At 35.3% G+C, this 23,092-nt stretch carries 18 protein-coding genes; 14 read left to right on the top strand and 4 right to left on the bottom strand.

The window, feature by feature from the left end:
* Window positions 1–43: 43 nt before the first annotated feature.
* The gene (gene gldJ / locus ACE94K_RS22770; RefSeq protein WP_378178098.1) at window positions 44–1,717 is read right to left on the bottom strand and encodes a gliding motility lipoprotein GldJ; all 1,674 of its coding nucleotides are present in this window, start codon (window positions 1,715–1,717) and stop codon (window positions 44–46) included.
* A 213-nt stretch (window positions 1,718–1,930) separates the two neighbouring features.
* Between gldJ and porU the strand changes: the two genes are divergently transcribed.
* From porU to ACE94K_RS22730, 8 genes are all read left to right on the top strand, one after another.
* Entirely contained in the window at window positions 1,931–5,770 is a 3,840-nt protein-coding gene (porU, locus tag ACE94K_RS22765; RefSeq protein WP_378178096.1) for a type IX secretion system sortase PorU, read from the top strand.
* A 39-nt stretch (window positions 5,771–5,809) separates the two neighbouring features.
* Window positions 5,810–6,979, top strand: coding sequence for a type IX secretion system outer membrane channel protein PorV (gene porV, locus ACE94K_RS22760; protein ID WP_378178094.1), 1,170 nt, complete (start codon window positions 5,810–5,812; stop codon window positions 6,977–6,979).
* Window positions 6,980–7,134: 155 nt separating this feature from the next.
* Window positions 7,135–7,617 carry a cytidine deaminase gene (locus ACE94K_RS22755; RefSeq protein ID WP_378178092.1) on the top strand — a complete coding sequence of 161 codons (483 nt, stop codon included), beginning with the start codon at window positions 7,135–7,137 and terminating at the stop codon, window positions 7,615–7,617.
* A 149-nt stretch (window positions 7,618–7,766) separates the two neighbouring features.
* Window positions 7,767–8,768 carry a pyruvate dehydrogenase (acetyl-transferring) E1 component subunit alpha gene (gene pdhA, locus ACE94K_RS22750; RefSeq protein ID WP_378178090.1) on the top strand — a complete coding sequence of 334 codons (1,002 nt, stop codon included), beginning with the start codon at window positions 7,767–7,769 and terminating at the stop codon, window positions 8,766–8,768.
* A gap of 3 nt (window positions 8,769–8,771) precedes the next feature.
* Window positions 8,772–10,400, top strand: a complete 1,629-nt coding sequence (locus ACE94K_RS22745; protein WP_378178088.1) for a pyruvate dehydrogenase complex dihydrolipoamide acetyltransferase — start codon at window positions 8,772–8,774, stop codon at window positions 10,398–10,400.
* A 72-nt stretch (window positions 10,401–10,472) separates the two neighbouring features.
* Window positions 10,473–11,054: an NUDIX domain-containing protein gene (locus tag ACE94K_RS22740; protein WP_378178086.1), complete on the top strand. Its 582-nt coding sequence runs from the start codon at window positions 10,473–10,475 to the stop codon at window positions 11,052–11,054.
* A gap of 85 nt (window positions 11,055–11,139) precedes the next feature.
* Window positions 11,140–12,087 carry a M28 family peptidase gene (locus ACE94K_RS22735; RefSeq protein WP_378178084.1) on the top strand — a complete coding sequence of 316 codons (948 nt, stop codon included), beginning with the start codon at window positions 11,140–11,142 and terminating at the stop codon, window positions 12,085–12,087.
* Between the two features lie 45 nt (window positions 12,088–12,132).
* Complete coding sequence (locus tag ACE94K_RS22730; protein WP_378178082.1) at window positions 12,133–12,813, top strand: SDR family NAD(P)-dependent oxidoreductase; 681 nt, start codon at window positions 12,133–12,135, stop codon at window positions 12,811–12,813.
* A 16-nt stretch (window positions 12,814–12,829) separates the two neighbouring features.
* On the opposite strand, the gene ACE94K_RS22725 is transcribed toward ACE94K_RS22730, so the two are convergent.
* The 3 genes from ACE94K_RS22725 to ACE94K_RS22715 form a co-directional block, all read right to left on the bottom strand.
* Window positions 12,830–13,207, bottom strand: coding sequence for a hypothetical protein (locus tag ACE94K_RS22725; protein WP_378178080.1), 378 nt, complete (start codon window positions 13,205–13,207; stop codon window positions 12,830–12,832).
* Between the two features lie 214 nt (window positions 13,208–13,421).
* Window positions 13,422–13,808 (bottom strand): hypothetical protein, encoded by a 387-nt coding sequence (locus ACE94K_RS22720; RefSeq protein WP_378178078.1) that lies wholly within the window; start codon window positions 13,806–13,808, stop codon window positions 13,422–13,424.
* Between the two features lie 65 nt (window positions 13,809–13,873).
* A complete protein-coding gene (locus ACE94K_RS22715) occupies window positions 13,874–14,548 on the bottom strand; it encodes a hypothetical protein (protein ID WP_378178076.1) in 675 nt (224 codons plus the stop codon).
* A 365-nt stretch (window positions 14,549–14,913) separates the two neighbouring features.
* On the opposite strand from ACE94K_RS22715, the gene ACE94K_RS22710 reads away from it, so the two are divergent.
* From ACE94K_RS22710 to ACE94K_RS22685, 6 genes are all read left to right on the top strand, one after another.
* Window positions 14,914–15,774 (top strand): DUF4349 domain-containing protein, encoded by an 861-nt coding sequence (locus tag ACE94K_RS22710; protein WP_378178074.1) that lies wholly within the window; start codon window positions 14,914–14,916, stop codon window positions 15,772–15,774.
* Between the two features lie 149 nt (window positions 15,775–15,923).
* Entirely contained in the window at window positions 15,924–17,645 is a 1,722-nt protein-coding gene (locus ACE94K_RS22705; RefSeq protein ID WP_378178072.1) for a von Willebrand factor type A domain-containing protein, read from the top strand.
* A 67-nt stretch (window positions 17,646–17,712) separates the two neighbouring features.
* The gene (locus ACE94K_RS22700) at window positions 17,713–18,309 is read left to right on the top strand and encodes a SprT-like domain-containing protein (protein ID WP_378184348.1); all 597 of its coding nucleotides are present in this window, start codon (window positions 17,713–17,715) and stop codon (window positions 18,307–18,309) included.
* A 2-nt stretch (window positions 18,310–18,311) separates the two neighbouring features.
* Window positions 18,312–19,388: a mannose-1-phosphate guanylyltransferase gene (locus tag ACE94K_RS22695; protein WP_378178070.1), complete on the top strand. Its 1,077-nt coding sequence runs from the start codon at window positions 18,312–18,314 to the stop codon at window positions 19,386–19,388.
* A 5-nt stretch (window positions 19,389–19,393) separates the two neighbouring features.
* Complete coding sequence (locus ACE94K_RS22690; RefSeq protein WP_378178068.1) at window positions 19,394–20,842, top strand: DUF389 domain-containing protein; 1,449 nt, start codon at window positions 19,394–19,396, stop codon at window positions 20,840–20,842.
* 87 nt (window positions 20,843–20,929) lie between these two features.
* On the top strand, window positions 20,930–23,086 hold the full coding sequence (locus ACE94K_RS22685) for a M1 family metallopeptidase (RefSeq protein WP_378178066.1): 2,157 nt from the start codon (window positions 20,930–20,932) through the stop codon (window positions 23,084–23,086).
* Window positions 23,087–23,092: the final 6 nt, after the last annotated feature.

Here is a 23,092-nt window from a genome sequence, read left to right as displayed (position 1 = left end):
GTGTCAGGGCCTTGTTTTATTAACGAACTAATAAATTTTATTGTTACCTCGGTGCTCTGTGCTTAGGTGTTTTTTTGTTTTTAGCTTTTTCTCCTACTCGAGACATCGCATTTCTAAATCCAATATAATCGGTAGCCATATCCTGAGGGAAGAATCTTCTCTGTGCAGGATCTAACCAGTATGCTCTGTCTTTCCAAGATCCTCCTTTGTATACTCTTACTTCTTCACTTACAATAGTAGTCCTGTTACTAGACTCATCATATCTTCTGTCTAACTTTGTGCTATCTTCAGCACTTGGTTCAACACTATGAATTGGTGAATTGTACATTCTTCGGTTAGGAATATTCTCATCTTGGAAACCTTCATAATATCTTGAAGAACTCTTATCACCGTCTCTAAAATTACGGTTGTCACTTTGAGTAAAGTTTGTTCTTAGGTATGTTTCATTTTCATCAACAGGTGTTTGTAAAATACCACCCGGCAATACTCTTGCCACTATTTTACCATTACTTAAGGTATCATATATAATAGAATCGGTTGTTACTATTTTTACCGTTCCATCTGGATTAATAGCATTTTTAGTATACACATTACCTCTGTAATAGTTAAAGTCATTGTATTCATCATCTACAATAGGTCTGTATACATCTGCTACCCACTCAGCAACATTACCGGCCATATCATATAAACCATAATCGTTTGGATCATAAGACGCTACAGGAGCTGTGATATCAGCACCGTCGTCACTCCATCCGGCGATACCACCGTAGTCACCATCACCTTGTTTAAAGTTAGCTAATTGATCTCCACGAGTTCTTCTTTTTCCAGAACGTGTATATTGTCCATCCCAAGGATATTTTTTTCTACCTCTATAGATATTATAACTTCTTAATTCTACTAATCCTAAAGCAGCGTACTCCCACTCAGCTTCGGTTGGGAGTCTATACTTTGGTAATAATAACCCGTCTTTACGTTGGATATATAAGCCGGTAGAATCATTTCTTTTTTCGTATTGCTCAGATTTTTTACCTCCTCTAGTTGCCTCATCGTTTCCTCCATATGTTTGTGAAGGAGCATTAAGATAGGTGTCGGTATTAAAAGTGCTCTCTGCTGATACATCCTCGAAAGGTGCATTTTCTTTAATCACTCTTTCTTCCTCAAGAATTCTTTCGTTCACACGGTCTGTTCTCCACTTACTAAATTCTACTGCCTGTATCCAGTTAACACCCACTACAGGGTAGTTCGCATACGCTGGATGACGTAAATAGTTATTGGTCATCATTTCGTTAAAACCTAAGCGGTTTCTCCAAACTAACGTATCAGGCAATGCACCGTGATAAATATTTTTATATTTTGGTTCTGTCGGAGGATAAACTCCTTTTAACCAGTCAAGATATTCCAGATACATTACATTAGTAACTTCTGTTTCGTCCATGTAAAAAGACTGAACGTGTTGCTGGGTAGGAGTATTATTCCAGTCATGCATCACGTCGTCCTGAACTCTTCCCATGGTGAAGGTACCTCCTTCAACAAACACAAGACCCGGACCTGTTTCTTGTTCTTTATAATTTGTATTTACTTGGAATCCACCATCTTTGGAGTTGTATTTCCATCCAGTGGCTCGAGAACTGTTGCCGTAATCTGTTTTGTTACAGCTAACCAGTAAGATGCTAATGCTAAGGGCCATTAGCGATTTAAAAACAAACGCGTTTTTCATAATCTTAAGTTCGTTAAAGTAGAAATTAGGGCTCGCAATATAATAATTAACGTTAAATTTACCCTAATATTTTTAAAATAATATCAAATCGTAAAAAAAATATGTTTTTACGATTGACTTTGGTTTAACGCAATATTTTTGTGTTTATTATTATTTTTGAAGAAAATCCATAATTTACGGAACACTAAAATTGTGTTAAACCCGTTATACGCTATGATGAAGAAAATTACAATTTTATGTGCGCTATTGATTTCTGTCCTTATTTCGGCACAGCAAACGGTGCATGTCGACATTGCTTGGAAAGATATTAAAATCAATACTTCTGGTAATGTCTCTTTTACGGTTCCAGGATTTGATAAAAAAAACTTTGAATATCTAGATGACAAAGGAGTAGAGTTTACAATTCAGTGGGACGAGTTGCAAGATATTAATATCCAAACTGCAAGACTCGAAAATGTAGTTTATAAAAATATTTCGAGAGCAGACTTGAAAGATCTGGATCCTAACCTTATACCAAAACAATTGGTTTACACTATAAGATCAAGTAAAGCAAGAAATAGGAAAACCGGTTTTGCAAGTTTATTACCTATTATCAAAAATGGGAATACTTTTAAAAAAGTAGTGTCTTTTGATATCGTCTACCAAACTTCTCGAAGTAAATCAAATTTACAAAGACTTCCGATAAGCAATTCGGTATTGGCTTCCGGGGATTGGTTTCGTTTTTATGTAGATAAAACCGGAGTTTTTAGAATAACACCTGCATTTTTGAGTGGTTTAGGGATGGATTTGTCGTCGGTAGATCCAAGAACAATAAAAATATATGGTAATGGAGGACGAATGATGCCTCTGATTAACCAAGAGAATACTGAATTTGATTTAAGAGAAAATGCAATTCAGTTAGTTGGTGGTGAAGATGGTAGTTTTTCTGGAGATGATTACATATTGTTTTATGGAGAGGGTACAGAAGGTTACAGTGAGGAGAATATGACTAATGTAAATCTGTATGCGGATAAATCATATTACTATATCACAGCAGGAGGTGCAACTGGTAGACGAATCTCTACTTATCCAGAACCAAGCGGCAATGCCGATCTACAGATTAGTTCTTTTACAGATTATCAATTCTATGAGGTAGATGAATATAGTATTGTAAAAATTGGACGACGTTGGTTTGGGGATCGTTTTGATATCCAAAGTAGTAGAAATTATGATTTTAATTTTCCTAATTTAATTACGACTGAACCTGTTGAGCTAAGAGTTTTTGCTGCTGCCACATCGGTTTCTCCATCTAGCCTGAATGTTGTGGCGAACGGCAATCAAGTAGGGATTTTGAGCTTTGCTCAAATTTCTGGAACATCTCTTGGGTCTCCAAGAGAACTTACTCAGAATATTACTTCTAATTCAGATGATATCACTATTAGTCTTAATTATAACAATAACGGCAATCCTTCTGCAATAGGATATCTAGATTTTATTAGTCTCAAAGGTACAAGAGCGCTAACAGGTACGGGGTCTCAGATGCAGTTTTATTTTGAAGATGCTGCCAGTACCAGTGGAATTGGACAATATAACTTGACCAATGCGGGCACTATATCACAGGTCTGGGATGTAACCAATCCAGAAGCTATAAGTAGTGTTAATAACGCTAATGCAGGATCAACTTTAAGTTTCAAAGCTAATTTAGGGGAACTACGTCAATATGTAGCCTTAGTGCCTACAGATTATTATATTCCATTGGCTGATCAAACAGCTAGAGTGGATAATCAGGATATTAAAGGAACTGTTTTCTTGAATAACCAGGGGCAGTTTGAGAATGTTGATTATCTTATCATATCGAATAATACCTTGATTCAATCTGCAAATAGACTAGCAGATCATCATAGAACGTTGAATAATTATAATGTAAAGGTAATAACACTAGATCAAATATATCATGAGTTTGGAAGTGGTAAACAAGATATTGTAGCGATAAGAAACTTGATCAGGTATGTATATGAGAATGCTTCTGATCCAAACGAACGGCTTAAATATGTTTGTCTTTTCGGAGACGCCTCTGTGGATTATAAAGGGTTATTGCTAAGAGAGAATTGCTCGGATAGCAATATAGTGCCCACGTTCCAGAGTTTGAACAGTTTTTCGTTAGTGAGCTCCTTTGCAACAGATGATTTCTTTGGTTCTATGGATCCTCTAGAAGGACAAATGGTTGCGAGCGACCAGTTAGATCTGGCAGTAGGAAGAGTGCTTGCAGATACGCCACAATTGGCAGACGCGATGGTTTCCAAGATTGTAGCTTATAATAGCGAACAATCTTTTGGGAGATGGAGAAACACGGTTTTATTAATTGCTGATGATGTAGATGTTGATTGGGAAGAAACGATTCAACGTAATCTAGACGAATTAGGTGACGAATTGGTTCAGAGGAAACCCCATATTAATTTAACTAAAATATACGCAGATGCTTTTCAGCAGGAATCTTCGCCATCCGGAAATAGATATCCGCAGGTAAATGAAATTATTTCTAATGCAATTGAGACTGGAGCTATAGCTATTGATTATTTTGGTCACGGAGGTGAAGATGGTTTAGCAAAAGAATTTATTTTAAATAAATCCAACGTAGTTGAATTAGCTAATACAAATAGATACCCGGTTTTTATTACGGTTACTTGTGAATTTACAAAATTTGATAATCCTTGTAGAGATACAGCCGGAGAGCTAACCTATTGGAACACTAACGGAGGGACCGTAGGTTTGATTAGTACTACCCGAGATGTGATTGTTACTTTTGGTATATCGGTAAATGATAGATTGTCAGAATTTTTGTTTCCAGACGGATCTGAGTATCCCTCGATCGCGGAAGCGGTAAGACAAATGAAAAATTCTTTCACTGGCACTAGTAGAAGAGTCGTTTTCTTTTTTGGTGATCCTGCTATGAAAATGGCAATTCCTAAACCAAATATTCGTTTAACTCGTGTAAATGATGTACCCATTACGCAAGAGGTTGATACACTCAAAGCGTTGAGTAGAATTAAAATTTCAGGAGAGGTGGTTAGCGAATCAGGGTCCTTACTTTCCGATTACAATGGCATTCTTTCTACCACTATTTATGATAAAGAAATAGATAGAGAAACCTTAGCTAACGATGGTACCGTGAACAGTGCTGGTCAACTCATCAAATTAAATTTTGAAACACTTGGGGCAATTATATTTAGAGGTAAGGCCTCGGTAACTAATGGTGTCTTTGATTTTGAGTTCATCGTTCCTAGAGATATAGGAATCCCTGTGGATACCGGTAGAATTAGTTTTTATGCAGAAAGAAACGGAGTATTAGAAAATCAGACAGGAGTCGACCAAACAATTTTGGTAGGAGGCTTAAATGAGAACGCTCCTGAAGATAATGTCGGTCCTCAAATACAGTTGTTTATGAATGATGAAAGTTTTGTCTCCGGCGGAGTAACTAATGATGCTCCAATACTTATCGCTAAGCTTCAGGATGAAAATGGAATTAACACCGCCAGTGGAATCGGTCATGATATTTCTGCTGTACTTGATGGAGATGAGTCTAACCCTTTTATATTAAATGATTTTTATGAAACAGAAGTAGATGATTTTACAAAGGGAATTGTCAACTTCAAGTTTAGAGATTTAGAGCCAGGTTTACATACACTGACATTTAAAGGGTGGGATGTTTACAATAATTCTTCGACTCAAGAAATTCAATTTGTAGTAACCGATGCTGCTGGTTTTACCCTGAATAACGTACTGAATTATCCAAATCCATTTGTGAGTCACACAGAGTTCTGGTTCGAACATTCTGGTGCTATTAGCGATGTGTTAGAAGTTCAGGTTCAAGTTTTTACAGTTTCAGGAAAGGTGATCTGGACTAAGAATCAAACACTTTCTGGTAAGACAAGTTACAGAGAAGATATCCAATGGGACGGAAGAGACGATTTTGGAGATAAATTAGGAAAAGGTGTATATGTATACAAGATATCCGTAAAATCAACGTTAACAAATCAGCGAGTTGAGAAATTTGAAAAACTCGTAATTTTATAATTACTAAATAACTATATATTTGTCAAAACCAATTTTCACATGAGAAAAATCATAATCCTTGGGTTTGTGTTTTTAACACTTTCAAATTTTAAAATAGAAGCTCAAGAAAATAGAGCAATTACTACGGCAGTTCCATTTTTGTTAATTGCTGCAGACGCAAGAGCAGCAGGTCTAGCTGATCAGGGGGTTGCAACATCAGCAGATGCATTTTCACAACAATGGAATCCGGCTAAATATGCTTTTATCGGGAAACAACAAGGGGTAGGTATTAATTACACTCCTTACTTAAGTAGTCTTGTAAATGATATATTTTTAGGAGGAGTTAATTATTATAATCGTTTCGGTCAAGATGGGAGAAGTGCCGTTGCTGCTAGTTTTAGATATTTTAGTTTGGGAGAAATCGAATTCAGACAGACAGGAGATCCGTTGGAACAAGCAAATATTCAGAATCCTAATCAGTTGACTTTAGATGTGTCTTATGCATTACAATTAAGTCCAACGTTTTCTATGGGTATTGCAGGGCGTTATTTACGTTCTGATCTTAGACTTCAAGGCCTTCAAGATGATGCAAGTGCTGCAAGTAGTTTTGGGGTGGATGTAGCCGCATTTTATAGAAGTGAAGAGGTTGCATACAGCTCATTTAACGGTAGATGGAGAGCTGGAGTAAATATCTCTAATATTGGTCCGAAAATAAAATATGATGATTCAGGTCAGGAAAATTTTATACCTACAACCTTTAGAGCTGGACTTGGGTTTGATTTCTTATTGGATGAGTATAACAGAATTACACCATCTTTAGAGTTTGCTAAATTACTGGTACCTAGTCCGCAAGATTTTGACGGAGATGGTATCGTAGGGAATAGTCAGGAAGATATTGACGAATATCAGAGCATCAGTTCTTTTGGTGCTATATTTTCTTCTTGGGGAGATGCAGAAGGTGGTTTTAGTGAAGAATTACAAGAGTTTACCTGGTCGCTAGGTGGAGAATATGTATATAAAGATGTATTTGCATTTAGAGCTGGATATTTTAACGAAGCGGAAGAAAAAGGAGCACGTAAGTTTGTTTCTCTCGGAGCAGGATTTAAATATACAATTGTGAATATAGATATTTCTTATTTATTCTCTACATCTGCTGTCAGAAGTCCATTAGAAGGTACCCTTCGTTTTGGTCTTTCATTTAATTTTGGAGATGATTATTACGATAGATAGCAAATCATTTTTGGATAAAAATAAAAAGTATCAAGCGCTAATGTTTGATACTTTTTTTGTTTATAGTACCTTGTATTCCTTTTTTGTTAGAAAGGATGTCTATTGTCAATTAAATATGTATTTCGGTATTGAGAGGTGCTAAAAATTTATAATGTGTGAAAGAAATAGAAATTAAATCTACACTACAGGTGTATGATTCGTTTGACGAGTTACCAAAAGATATTCAAGATTTAATGCAGCAATCATTTGATATTAGAGACAAAGGGTATGCTCCATACTCTGAGTTTTTAGTAGGAGCTGCATTATTGTTGGAAAACGGAGAAGTAGTATTGGGTAATAATCAGGAGAATGCGTGTTATCCTTCAGGATTATGCGCAGAACGGGTGGCTATATTTTCTGCAGGAGCTAACTTTCCGGGAGTTCCGGTTTTAAAAATGGCACTTTCAGCAAAATCGCTAAAACATCAGTTAATTACACCTACTCCACCCTGCGGTGCTTGCAGGCAATCAATCGCAGAATATGAGTTGAATCAAAAGAAGCCGATAGAGATCTTTTTTACAGGAGAAACAGGAAAAGTGGTGAAATCTTATTCTTTAGCTAATTTATTGCCTCTTATTTTTGATAATTCATATTTATAACGTTTTCGTAGATTTTATTGGTAAAACTGTTTTTCCCTTAATTTCGAATACCTTATTTTTGTTTTTCGTTCTCTTACGAACGAAATCGGAAAAATTTAATAATTACCATTTTAGGTGATTAATTGTTACACTTATCAGCACAATTGTAAATGAAAAAAATAACCAAAGAAGTTTACCTAAATTGGTATGAAGAAATGCTTTTCTGGAGAAAGTTTGAAGATAAACTTGCTCAGGTATATATTCAACAGAAAGTAAGAGGATTTTTACATTTGTATAACGGTCAAGAAGCCATTTTAGCAGGAGCGTTGCATGCTATGGATCTTACCAAAGATAGAATGATCACAGCATATCGTAATCACGTACAGCCTATTGGAATGGGAGAAGATCCTAAACGAGTAATGGCAGAGTTGTATGGAAAAGGAACAGGTACTTCTCAGGGTATGGGAGGATCCATGCATATATTTTCTAAAGAGCATAGGTTCTATGGAGGTCACGGTATTGTTGGAGGACAGATTCCGTTAGGTGCTGGATTGGCATTTGCAGATAAGTATTACAAAAGAGACGCAGTAACACTTACATTTATGGGGGATGGAGCTACGCGTCAGGGTTCACTTCACGAGTCTTTTAATTTGGCTATGTTATGGAATTTACCAGTAGTATTCTGTGTAGAAAATAACGGATATGCAATGGGTACTTCTGTAGAAAGAACAGCAAATCATACCGATATATGGAAACTAGGACTGGGATATGAGATGCCTTGTGGTCCAGTTGATGCAATGAATCCAGTGAAGGTTGCCGAAGCTATGGATGAAGCAATAACGAGAGCAAGAACAGGTGGAGGTCCAACCTTTCTTGAATTAAAAACATACCGCTACAGAGGTCATTCTATGAGTGACGCGCAGAAGTATCGTACAAAAGAAGAGGTGGCAGAATATCAAAAAATTGACCCAATTACTCAGGTACTGGATATTATAAAAGAAAAAGGATATGCTACCGATGATGAAATCGCGGTTATTGATAAGCGAGTAAAAGACAGAGTAGCAGAATGTCAGAAGTTTGCTGAAGAGTCTCCTTTCCCAGAAAAGAATCTGATGTACGATGTTGTATATGAACAAGAAGATTATCCATTTTTACCACACAAACCACAATAAATTATGGCTACAGTAATTAATATGCCGCGATTGAGCGATACTATGGAAGAAGGTGTTGTCGCGAAGTGGCTTGTTAAAAAAGGAGATAAAATTAACGAAGGAGATATCCTTGCAGAAATTGAAACTGATAAAGCAACCATGGAGTTTGAGTCTTTTTATGAAGGAACATTACTTCATATTGGGATTGAAGAAGGTGAAACAGCACCGGTAGATAAACTGCTTGCAATTATAGGTGATGAAGGAGAAGATATTTCTGGTTTATTGAACGGAAACTCGGCACCAAAAGTGGATGATCAAAAAGAGGAGAAAAAAGCTGAAGAGTCAGCTTCGGTTTCATCAGGTGAGACTTCAGAAATTCCTGAAGGAGTTGAAGTAATAACAATGCCTCGCCTTAGTGATACTATGGAAGAGGGTACGGTGGCAACTTGGCTTAAAAAGGTTGGGGATACTGTAGAAGAAGGTGATATACTTGCCGAGATAGAAACAGATAAGGCTACTATGGAATTTGAATCTTTCTATAACGGTACATTATTACATATCGGTATAGAAGAAGGACAAACTGCTCCCGTTGATGCTTTACTAGCCATAATTGGTCCGGCAGGAACAGATGTTTCAGGTCTAAAAGACGGTGTTCCTGTAGCAAATTCTTCTTCCTCTTATAAAAAAGAAACAGAGAAACCAAAGGAAGAAAAAGAAGAAACACCAACTACATCTTCAAGCGGAGGTAGCTCTTCTGCAGGTGGAAGAATATTTGCATCGCCATTAGCTAAAAAAATGGCAGCAGACAAAGGAATAGATTTATCTCAGGTAAAAGGAACAGGTGAGAACGGAAGGATCGTAAAGAAAGATATAGAGTCATTCACACCTTCTAAATCTACTGCTACTACAGAATCTTCTAAACAAACAACTGCAGCCGCTCCAACGATTCAAACTTTTACTCCAGCGGGAGAAGAAAGTTTCGAAGAGGTAAAGAATTCTCAAATGCGTAAAGCGATTGCACGTGGTCTTTCAGCTTCCAAATTTACAGCACCTCACTATTATTTAACCATTGAGGTCGATATGGATAATGCAATAACTTCGCGTAAAACAATTAATGAGTTGCCAGACACAAAAGTATCTTTTAATGATATGGTAGTAAAAGCATGTGCAATGGCATTAAGAAAACATCCTCAGGTAAACACTACCTGGAAGGATGATGTTACAGTTTACAATAAACATATCAGTATAGGTGTAGCGGTTGCGGTGCCTGATGGACTGGTGGTTCCTGTATTACCGTTTACAGATCGCATGAATATCATGGAAATTGATACCATGGTTCGTGATTTAGCTGTTAGAGCAAGAGATAAAAAATTGACCCCTCAGGAAATGAGTGGCAGTACTTTTACAGTTTCTAATTTAGGTATGTTTGGTATTCAAGAATTTACTTCTATAATTAATCAACCAAATTCAGCAATCTTATCTGTTGGAGCTATTGTTAAAAAACCGGTTGTTAAAAATGATGAAGTAGTAGTAGGTAACACAATGAAAGTAACTTTGGCTTGTGATCATCGAACTGTAGATGGTGCAACCGGCGCTCAGTTTTTACAAACGCTAAAACAATATCTTGAAAACCCAGTAACGATGTTAGCATAATAATTTTGGGAAGGATATTTTATCATATAATCCTACTTCAAAGAAGTAGGATTTTTTTATCTGCAAATTCAAATGAAAACTAAAATTACTAACCTTAGATCCAGCGTACTTTCTAATAAGACTTTCTCATTAAAAGAATATGTTTTTGATTATCAACACACGTCTACCGAAGAGAAGGAAGAACATATCAGAGAAGTGTATGATCACGGTGATGGTGCTTCTGTGTTGCTCTATAATGTGGAAAAAAACACTGTAGTTTTAACAAGACAGTTTAGGTTGCCTACCTATCTTAACGGCGATAAAACTGGAATGAGCATAGAAGTATGTGCCGGGTCACTTGATGGAGATACTCCAGAAGAATGCGCTAAAAAAGAAGCTCTAGAAGAAACTGGATTTAAAATTTATAACTTAGAAAAGGCTTTTGAACTCTACGCTTCTCCAGCCGTTATGACAGAAATAGCACACCTGTTTATAGCTAAATATACAGATAATTTGCGTGTTCATCAAGGTGGCGGAGTTGTTACTGAACAGGAGCATATTGAAGTATTAGAGATAGATTTTAATAAGGCATTAGAGATGATGACTACTGGAGACATTAAAGATGCAAGAACGATTATTTTATTACAATATCTAAATATCAAAAATGTAATGTAAACGTGATACAACCAACGCTGAGAAGTTTTCTTTTTAAGTATCTTTATAAAAAAATATACATCGCCAAGAAAATAATACAAATACTATGAAACAAATTGCCCTTTTTATTATTGCGCTTTTATTTATAACGTGTAAAGAAAGAACCATTGCACAATCACCAATGTCTACAGTTACTTCTTTAGATGTAAAGGAGATTATGGACTTTTTAGCTAGTGATGAACTACAAGGAAGAGATACAGGAAGTGAAGGATTGGCGAAAGCAGCAAAATTTATAGAAGAAGAGTTTAAGAAGTCGGGAGTTCAACCTTATTTTGACTCGTATCTCAATACCTTTGATGCAAAAGGTACCGAGACTTATAACGTGGTTGGATATCTAGAAGGGACCGATTTAGATTTGTCTAAGCAATTTGTAGTGATAGGTGCTCATTTTGATCATATAGGAAAAGTCAAAGAGGTCGAAGGAGATACAATTGCAAACGGCGCAAATGATAATGCGGCAGGCAGTACCGCAGTAATTTCTTTAGCAAAACATTTCGCAAAAGTAAAGAATAATAAGCGTAGTGTATTATTTGTGTTGTTTGGCGCAGAAGAAAGAGGTTTGTTAGGATCTGACCATTTGGCTAAAGTCTTAAAGGAAAGAAATATCGATCTGTATACGATGGTAAATTTTGAAATGATAGGCGTTCCCTTAAATGATAAAGATTACAAGGCTTATATTACAGGATACGAAATGTCCAATATGGCAGAAAAAATGAACGAATATGCTGGAAATAAATTAATAGGTTTTTTGCCTAAGGCAAAAGAGTTTCAGTTATTTAGGAGAAGCGACAATTATCCTTTTTATCAGGAATTCAATGTGCCTTGTCAGACGATTTCCACCTTTGATTTTACCAATTATGACTACTATCACCACGTAGATGATGAGGTTTCTGAGATGAATTTCGAATTTATGGCAGAACTTATTAACGATTGTGTACCAGCAATTAACCAAATCTTGAATACACCAAACAAAGAAATTAAATTAAACGAATGATATACTTGCTTTCCTTTTTAGGAATTTAGTAAAGTCTAAGAGCTTATGAAAAATATTATTATTACCGGCGCTAGTAGAGGAATAGGATATGAAATGGTGAAATTGTTTGCAGACGAAGGACACCAGGTTTTGGCATTATCCAGAAACGAAAAACCTATTAAAGCACTAGGTTATAAGAATATTCATACATTCTCATTTGATATCTGTAATTCATCGGATTTAGCAAAAATGGTAGATTACATTGCTAAATACTGGAACAAAGTAGACATTTTGATCAACAATGCAGGTAAATTATTGAATAAACCTTTTGAAGAAATTTCTACTCAGGAATTCGAAGAAGTATACAAGGTAAATGTATTTGGTGTAGCCGAAATCACTCGCCTGGTATTGCCGTTTATGTCTCAAGGAAGCCACGTGGTTACCGTGAGTAGTATGGGAGGGATTCAAGGAAGTATGAAGTTTCCCGGATTGGCAGCCTACAGTTCTAGTAAAGGCGCTGTTATTACATTAAGTGAGCTTTTGGCAGAAGAATATAAAGAATCCGGAATTGCTTTTAACGTATTAGCGTTAGGGGCAGTGCAGACCGAAATGTTAGAAGAGGCGTTCCCCGGGTATCAGGCCCCATTAACTGCTATAGAAATGGCAGAATATATTAAGAATTTTGCTTTAACAGCTCATAAGTTCTATAATGGAAAAGTACTTCAGGTTTCTAGTAGTACGCCGTAAGTAATGTAGCTACTCTCTAAATATCTGTCAGCTTCAGGTATTTATAAAATTGGTGAACTGTAAGTACCTTTTTAAACTCTTCGTTTTGGAAATAAACAATGTTACTTAAGTTTCTTGTCTTTTCGTTTGCAGAAACGTTAGACTGTATTACTTTGTTTGCCTGTTTAGAGTATTTTACAATTACTTTTTTAATTTTATCACTAGCATAATTACTAAGATTTAATTCTTGCTGTAAGAGAATTGCTCGTTGTTCTGCCAATTCTTCTAATCTTTTATTTACCTGTTCTAGCTCTTCTTCCACTAGTTTTAATTTTTCTTGTGGATCTTCAATCTGGGTTTGCGCGAAGTTTGTAGTACAAATAAAAAGTAATAGTAAAATTGTAAAAACTCTCATGACGTATAATCTTTAAATATTCTATAAAAAATGTTAAAAATTGGACTTCAAAAATATTAATAATTGATTAACAATAAGTTAAAAGTGGTAAAAACTCGATATATGTTGTTTTTTATTCGATAAATAACCAGAAAACGACAGATTTACATGTGTTTGTAAGACGGAAAAACCGTAAAAAATGTATTGAAAAACATTTTTTAATTTGTTTTTTGGATCATTTTATCTTTTCAAAAGTTGCTTTTGAAGTTTTAAATTTAACACCCTCAATGACTGTTGAAGAAGTAGTAATGTTCGATATAATAGTATCGATTTGAGAATCACCAAAATGAACCTGTGTGAGTATTCTAGTAATTGAATCAAAAAGTACTTCGGGTTGCCCTATAAATTTAATTTGCCGTATCTCTTTTACTTCTTTTTGAGTAAATAATGCAAGAGTATCGTCTTGAGCCACAAATTCTGGATGCTGCTTTATCAATATTTGTCTATCCAGATAATCTTGAAGCTTTTCTGAAACTAAAACCACATAAGCGTCTTCTAAAGTAGCAAAAGAAGCTTCCTCTTCTGTAAATAAATCATTTTCGCTTATGTCGGGTGCTTCCATGTTCTTATACGAGTTGTTTGCGCAACTCGTAATTATAACTAGTAATATAAGAAAAGCAAACTGTTTCATGATTTTATTCTGAATTTTAGTTTGACAATTCGTCCATTCGATCTTTTAGATTCGATAATTTCAATATTTCTCAAACTCTTTGTTGGAGTTGTTAATTTATTGATAAACTGATTTTTAGAATATATTTCTATACCTAATCCCGAAGGTAACACTTGAAATATCGTAGCGTCATCAGCGATCATTCTGTGTAATTCACTTTTTCTGTTTTTCCAGTCTTCAAGTTTCCCATTTGCATAATAATGAAACATTAATGCATAATCATCCGTACGGACTTGAATGCTCTCAGTGGTAATCGATGTGATTGTTCTAAAAATAGTATCCGTTTTGTGATAGGGAGATTTAATTACAAAATGAATATAATCATCCTTTGTATCCCATTTAAAACACCCTAAACTATCACTTTTTAAATAAAAAGGGGATTGCTTATCATTTAATACTATAATATCAATAGAAGTTTTACTAATAGGTTCATTTCTATCCTGATCAATAAAACAGAATGCAAACGTATGTATCTTCGGGATTAAGAAATATGTAGATATTATAAATACAATTCCAATTAATAAAAAAAAGATCCACATCGGAACGAATCGATTTTTTTTCTGAATATTCTTCGGTATGTGGGATGCTTTAAAATCCGCCCAATTTTTATGACCGCAATATGCAGATAACATATTAAGAATATCTACACGGGGTAATTTTGTTGCGTTATTTTTAAAATAACTGTAAAAAGATTTTTCGCTAATACTTCCTTTTACACGCCTTATTAAGTCTTCTTGGAACAACGTGATATCCTGACCTTTCCACTGGGAGATATCCTCACTAGAAGCAGAGTTTTCTTTTAAAAATTGCCTAGAAATCGCTTTTTTTAGTAAAGAAAATGCTATGTGTTCTTCAGGTTTTATAGTCGTATTTATTTAGTTTTCAGTTAATTAAAATTTGTAAAATGATTTACAAAGGTTTTACAAATGTTGTACAAGAGCATAGATGGTTTTCATTCTAAGTTTGTTTTCAGTTGAACAAGGTAAAAACAATAACTATGAAAACAAACATTTTAAAACCAATAACAAGCTTAATTCTGATACTGGGTTTACTCCTGAATTTTTCCTGTGCAAAGGAACCAAAAAATTATGCAGAAACTTCAGAAGATATTATGCTAGATGAAACCGGAGAAACACCTGCTTTAAACGCATTTGAAACAGAAGATAAAGTGGACTCTAAAACTGATGTAACAAACATCGACCATAGGATAAAGATTATCAAAAATGCTAACTGTAGAATAAAAGTTAACAGCGTTGAACAAGTTAGTCAGAAGTCAAAAAGGATTGCTAGTGCGTTTAATGGTTACATTTCTGATGAGCGATTTACAAATACCAATTACTCTAAAGAAAATCGATTTACGATTAGAGTTCCTCGTAAGAGCTTCGATAAAGTATTGGATAGTATTTGCGCATTGGCTCAATTTGTAGATCATAAGAATATCTCTACCATCGATGTAACTGAAGAATATATAGATGTAAGCTCTAGGTTAAAAACAAAACTTGAAGTAAAGGATAGATATGAGACGATCTTGAAAACTAAGGCTAAGACAGTAGAAGATGTGTTGTTGACAGAAGATAAATTAAGACAGCTCCAGGAAGAAATTGAAGCTGCACAAGGAAGATTAAGTTACATCTCCAACAAAGTGTCCTACAGTACCATTCAGTTAGACTTGTATGAAACAGTAGTTCCTAAAGATACTCCTAAAGAATATGTGAAAAGTTTTACAGATAAAGCAACAGATGGATTGTTTTTTGGATGGAATCTGTTACAACATTTGTTTCTAGTGCTCTTTTATATTTGGCCCTTATTGTTTTTTGGGGTTTTAGTCTACATCTACTTTAAATGGTTGAGAAAATGATACTCTTTTTCAAACAATTCCTTGTATTCCTAATGATGTCTTAAGAGAATATTTCCTAATGTATAGAACTCTATAACACTTTCTTTTAGTTAGATTTTTAATGTGGTATTATGTTTGATTCATTACGAAATGTAACAAAACTAAATAGTATGAAAACAATGAATTTTAAACAAAACAGATGGTGGATTATCGGGATATCTGCCTTAATGATCATCTCTTGTGATCTCAAAACGAAAGCACCTACCAAATTAAAGCTTGATGATAACAAAGAGCCGGACCTGGTTATTTCAGAAAACGAAGAGACACCTAGGATTAAAGAAATAGACGAAGATGTTTTTATTGAGCAATATATGGTTGAAGATATAGAAGCAGAAGCTCCAGAGCCCATCGAGTTTAAGTTTGAGGTGTTAGATGATAAGACGGTAATTGCAAAGTCTCCTGCTTTTATGAAAGAGGAAAACAATGAATCTTATGCAGAAGTGATCAAAAACACCTTTAAAAGAGTAAGCCTAGCGCCGTTATCAACTTTTTCAATTGATGTGGATAAAGCTTCATATAGTAATATTCGCAGGATGATTAATAACGGTCAGGAGATTCCTGCAGATGCGGTGAAGATAGAAGAAATGATCAACTACTTCCGGTATGATTATCCACAGCCATCGGGCGAGCATCCTTTTGGCATTCATACAGAATTAGGTTCAACACCTTGGAATGAAGAAACACAATTGGTTAAAATTGGAATAAAAGGTAAAGAAATACCTGCAGAAAGTTTTCCTGCATCAAATCTGGTTTTTTTAATTGATGTTTCTGGATCTATGAACGATAGCAATAAGTTACCACTATTAAAAAAGGCCTTTAAACTGCTAGTATCACAGTTGAGAGCTAAAGACAAGGTGTCTATTGTGGTATACGCAGGTGCGGCGGGTGTTATATTGAAAACAACAAGTGGAAAAAACAAAGAAAAGATAATAGAAGCATTGGATAAACTAAATGCAGGAGGTTCTACCGCGGGAGGTGAAGGAATAAAACTTGCCTACAAAATTGCCGAAGAGCATTTTATCAAAAACGGGAATAATAGAGTAATTCTGGCAACCGATGGTGACTTTAACGTAGGAGTTAGTAATGATACCGGAATGAAAGCGTTAATTGAAGAAAAAAGAGAATCAGGTGTGTTCTTAACCTGTTTGGGTTTTGGCATGGGAAATTATAAAGACAGTAAATTGGAGACACTGGCTGACAGAGGTAATGGTAATCACGCCTATATAGATACTATGCAAGAAGCACAGCGAGTATTAGGAACAGAGTTTGGAGGAACGCTATATACCATTGCAAAAGATGTAAAAATCCAGGTAGAATTTAATCCAGCCAAAGTACAGGCGTATCGTTTGATAGGTTATGAAAATAGATTATTAAATGATGAAGATTTTATAGACGATACTAAAGATGCAGGAGAATTAGGTAGTGGTCACACCGTCACCGCATTGTATGAGGTTATCCCAACTGGTGTACAAAGCACATACCTCAAGGAAGTTTCGGATTTAAAATACGCTGAAAAAAATGGAGGAGTTGAGAACGCTAAATATGGAGATGAGTTACTTACCGTAAAATTCAGGTATAAAAAACCAAAGGAAGATCAAAGTATGGAGATGGTTCATATACATAAAACAGATACTGAGAAACAAATCTCGAACGACTTTCAATTTGCAGCTTCTGTAGCTTGGTATGGAATGAAGTTAAGAAACTCACAGTATATGCAAAATCAAAATATCGAAGATATCATCATGTTGGCAAAAAATAACAGAGGAAAGGATGAACAAGGATATCGAGCTGAGTTTGTAAGATTAATGAATAGTTACGAAAAAGTTCAGTAGATAGTAGCTAAAAGAATTCTTTAAAAAGCGCATCCCATCGATGCGCTTATTTTTGTATTTTGCGCAAATGAAGGAAATCCTGGCAAGATACATTCCGGAGAGAGCATTAGAACCAGCATTTGATTTGATTGTAAGGTGTAACGTCCATCTTAAGATAGTAAATGAACGTGTTACCAGGCACGGAGATTATCGAAAAATGCCCGATGGTAGACATCAGATAACGGTAAATGCATCACTTAATAGGTATCGATTTTTAATCACGTTAATTCACGAGATTGCTCACCTAGTAGCTTTCGAGAAATACGGTCGCTATATCAAACCACACGGGATAGAGTGGAAAAGAACTTTTCAGCAGTTGATGCTACCGTATATCAATCCAGATGTTTTTCCATCCAGATTATTGCCGGTTATTGCCAATCACTTTAAGAATCCTAGAGCAAGTAGTGACACGGATACAAAATTATCATTAGCATTGAAACAATATGACCCAGAGAATGATAAAAATTATATCTTTGAAGTACCTTTAGGAAGTAAGTTTAGATTATATAATGGAAAGATATTCCAAAAAGGAAATAAACGCGTAAAACGTTACGAATGTGTCGAAATCAGCACAGGTAGGATTTACCTGTTTAACCCCAATGCTGAGGTCGAATTACTAAATTAATTATGAACAAAAATTTTTACGCCATTCTTATGGCAGGAGGAGTCGGATCAAGATTTTGGCCCGTAAGTACCACAGAATTCCCCAAGCAGTTCCACGATATGTTAGGAACCGGTGAAACATTAATCCAACGAACATTTAATCGGTTGGCTAAAATTATCCCGGTCGAGAATATATTTATATTAACCAATGAGCGGTATAATGACCTGGTTTTAGAGCAACTACCCGATGCAGAACAGCGTCAAGTGGTAACCGAACCAGCAATGCGCAATACGGCTCCTTGTATATTATATGCAGCTCTAAAAATTCAAAAAGAAAACCCTGATGCTGTTATGGTTGTGGCTCCTAGTGATCATTGGATAGAAGATGAGAATGCCTTTACAGGAAATTTAAAGCAATGTTTTGACGCCTGCTCAGAAAAGGACATATTAATGACCTTAGGCATTCAGCCTAGTTTTCCGAATACCGGTTATGGATATATACAATTCACCAAAGAAGCTAATGCGATTAAAAAAGTAGCTCAGTTTACCGAAAAGCCGGATTACGAAACAGCAAAGAAATTTTTGGACCAAGGAAACTATCTGTGGAATGCAGGAATCTTTATCTGGAGTGCAAAAAGTATTGTAAACGCTTTTGCCCGATTTCAAAAAGAAATGACCGCTCTCTTTGAAAAAGGATTGCCTGTATATAACACCGGGCAAGAGAACGAGTTTATTGCTAAAAATTATCCGCTCGCAGAGAATATTTCTATAGATTATGCTATTTTAGAGAAAGCAGAAAATGTGTACGTGCTTCCGGCTACTTTTGATTGGAATGATCTTGGTACATGGGGTTCTTTGTACGACAAACTCGATAAAACAGATGCCAAAAATGCAGTAGTGAATGCCAGGGTTTTAGCAGATGATGCCTCGGGTAATATGATTAGAACCTCAGGAGATAAAATTGTCGTAGTCGATGGACTGGAAGATTATATCATTGTAGATAAAGAAGAGGTGCTGTTGATTTATCCTAAAAAGAAAGAACAGGATATTAAACTAGTGCTTAAAAAAGTAAAAGATACTTACGGAGAAAAATACGGATAATACGAATGGAAGAAAACACAAACCAGCCTGTTAATTCAGATCAAGAAGAAATCAAAGAATCTGTAAAAAGAGACGCTAAAGGTCTTTTTACGAGTATAAAACTGTTTCTTTCTGGGTTATTGGATATACGATCTGATACGGATCGAGATCAGACTATAGAGGATGTTAAAAACGATATTCCTTTTAAAGGGCATAATGCTTGGATCCTTATATTTTCGGTATTCGTCGCCTCTATTGGACTTAATGTAAGTTCAACTGCAGTAGTGATCGGAGCGATGTTAATTTCTCCATTAATGGGGCCAATTGTTGGAGTTGGGTTATCCATAGCAATTAATGATATCGATACACTTAAGCGGTCTTTTATCAATTTAGGAGTGATGGTAGGACTAAGTGTGCTTACTGCTACCTTATACTTTGCGGTTTCACCCTTAACTGAGCTTACACCTGAACTACAATCTAGAACAGCTCCTACAATTCTGGATGTTTTTGTAGCGATATCTGGTGGTCTTGCACTGATTGTAGCCAAGTCCAAAAAAGGAACTATGCCTAATGCTATAGCCGGAGTTGCTATTGCTACAGCATTAATGCCACCTTTGTGTACGGTAGGATATGGTATTGCAGAATTAAATCTTGATTATGCTTTAGGTGCGATCTATCTTTTTTGTATCAACGCCATTTTCATTGCATTATCAACTTTTATAGTAGCTAAGTTATTACGTTTTCCGATGTTGCGCTATGCAAACTCGGCAAAAAGAAAGCGTATAGCCAGACTCGCATCAGCACTAGCAATTGTAGCAGTAATTCCTGCGATCTGGACTTTTTATGTTACTTTAAACAAAAGTAATGCGGATCGAGACTATAGAAATTTTATGTTAAATGAAATTGATGCAAATCCCAATCTTTATTTACGTAAACAGTTTTATGAATATGATGATAAATCTATCAAGCTATACTTTGACGGTGAAATCGCTGAAGCCACGGTAAGTGATTTACAAAATGAGCTTAGAAACTATGAAAGTATCAAAGACTTTACCCTAAAAATTAGTGGTAATAAAGCACGTGGGATCGAGCAAATTTCCAAGGCAAACGATAGATATATTGTGGAGTTAAATCGTTTAGAAAATGAAAACGAAGGATTATTAGACAAAATTGAAGATCTTAAAATTCGTCTTGCACTTCTAGAAACTCAACTCGCAGAAGCTCAAAAAGTAATTCCTGTAGAAGTATTGCCGTATAACAATATCGCAAAGGATGCAAAAATACGTTTTCCGGATTTATCCCAACTGGGGTATGGCGAAGTGTTACAATCCAATTTCTTAAAAGTGGATACCGTAAAAGTAATTTTTCCTGTTTGGAAATTTCAGGTGTCTGATAGCCTTAATGATGTTAGAAATAAAGATTTACGCGAGTGGATTACCGGAGAACTGAAAGCGGATACGTTGTTGGTGAAGTAATAAGAGTTATCTCGTGTTTTTGAGTAATCTTTGTAAATGAGGAATTATTTTAAAGCAAGGAAACGGTATACAAATTTAATGATCCAAATGAATTTTAAAAGAATAATCTGCATACTTTATGCTGTATTTATGTTTGGTGTTTTACGCGCGCAAAGCGATCTTTATATCCCAAAAGAGATTCAAAAAGCATATCAAAATCATACAAGATCTAAAGACGGTCAACCAGGTAAAAAGTATTGGCAGAATAGTGTTGACTATAAAATTGATGTTGCGATTACTCCCAAAACACGGATGATTGACGGTAAAGAAAATGTTCTTTTCACCAATAATAGTCCGGATGACTTATCTGAAATCGTAATCCGCCTTTATTATGACGTTTTTAAAAAAGGAGCAAAAAGAGGATCATCTGTAAATCCAAAAGATATTGGAGAAGGAGTTAATATTAAAAAAATAATTGTGGAGGGAGTTGATTTTGATCTTTCAGATCAGGATATTGTAAGACGTCGTGGAACCAATTTAACAATAAAGTTACCTGAGCCGTTAAAAACAGGAAAGCAATTAAACTTGGAATTTGAATGGCAACAAAAAGTACCTCTAACTCTTAGAAGAACTGGAGCTATTGATGACACCTCTTTTTTTGTTGGATATTGGTATCCACAAGTGGCGGTGTATGATGATGTTTTTGGCTGGGATAGAATAGATTACACGATGGATACAGAGTTTTATAATAACCTAGCCAATTTTGATGTAAACATTACGGTTCCGAATAATTTTCTGGTATGGGCTACTGGTACTTTAGAAAATAGTAAAGAAGTTCTTCCTTCGGAAATTTATAAAAAATATGTGCAAGCGCAGTCTTCAAATGAAGTTATTCATGTAGTTACCGAACAAGATATCAAAGAACTAAAATTAAAAAGTGATACTTGGAATTTCAAAGCGACAGAGGTAACGGATTTTGCATTTGCGATGAGTGATCATTATATATGGGACGCAGCATCTCAAGAAATTTCCGGAAAAAGGGTACTTATTAATTCCGCTTTTCCTTTGGAAAAAGCAGATAATTATAAAGAGATAACAACTATCCAACAAAAGGTCATGAAGCATTTTTCAGAAGACATTCCTGGGATTGCTTATCCTTATCCTGTGTTTTCAACGTTTATTGGTTTAAGAAATAGAGGAGGAGGTATGGAGTTTCCTATGATGGCTAACAACGGTGGGCCAGGAGTTCCAGTTACCGTGCATGAGTTGTTCCATACCTATTTTCCTATGTATGTCAGAATTAATGAGCGCAGATTTGCTTGGATGGATGAAGGTTGGGCCGACTTTATCGAAACTTTGGTAATTCATAAGTTTTTTAGTGATAATGATAATTCTACTTCTTTGTATTCGAATTTTAAATTAGTGATGCAAGGTATGATTGGTAGTATAGGAGATTTACCTACAGTAACATCTTCACAATATACAGGAGACAGTTATGGTTACCAAGCGTATACCTTGCCTTCTTTTACCTATGCGTTATTGTATCAATATTTAGGAGAAGAACTTTTTTTAGAATGCTTTAGATCTTATGTCAATAGATGGGCAAAGAAGTCTCCAACACCATATGACTTCTTTTATACCTTTGAAGATGTGAGCGGAGAAGACTTGAGTTTTTTCTGGAATTCATGGTATTTCGAAACCGGATATCCTGATCTTGCGATCGAATCTTTGAAAGGAGATGATCTTGTCGTAAAAAGAATAGGAGATCGAATAATACCTTTAAGTATCGAAGTTATCTATAAAGGTTCTGAAGGGTTAAAAAATGAGAATTACCAAAAGACTTTTGATCTCTCAATTTGGAAAAATAACAATAGGACATTTACCACGAAAATTCCGAATGCTACTATGATCAAGTCACTGGTTTTAAATGCAGATTTTCCGGATTTTAACGAAGTCGATAATTTTTTCCCGTCTTTAGAGGAGCGCTATAAAGAATTTAAAATAGACGAGGAAATTGAAGGAGAATATTACGTTGAAGATTATGATTTTAATTTATATATAGTAAAAGAAAGAGGAACTTTGGTGATTTACTCTAAAGAACGAAGTTGGCTTTATTCAATACTTATTCCAGAAAGTCGCACTACACTTATTTCTACAGATGGAGGTGGAAAGTTAACGTATAAAAAAAAGAACTCTGGATTGAATGAAATAGAACTCTATTATCCAAAGTATAATTTGAAATTTGCAGGAAAGAAAAGAAATTAATGTTTT

The organism is Aquimarina besae (assembly GCF_042434905.1).
Classification (GTDB): domain Bacteria; phylum Bacteroidota; class Bacteroidia; order Flavobacteriales; family Flavobacteriaceae; genus Aquimarina.
This window is presented reverse-complemented; position numbering and strand designations above follow the sequence as displayed.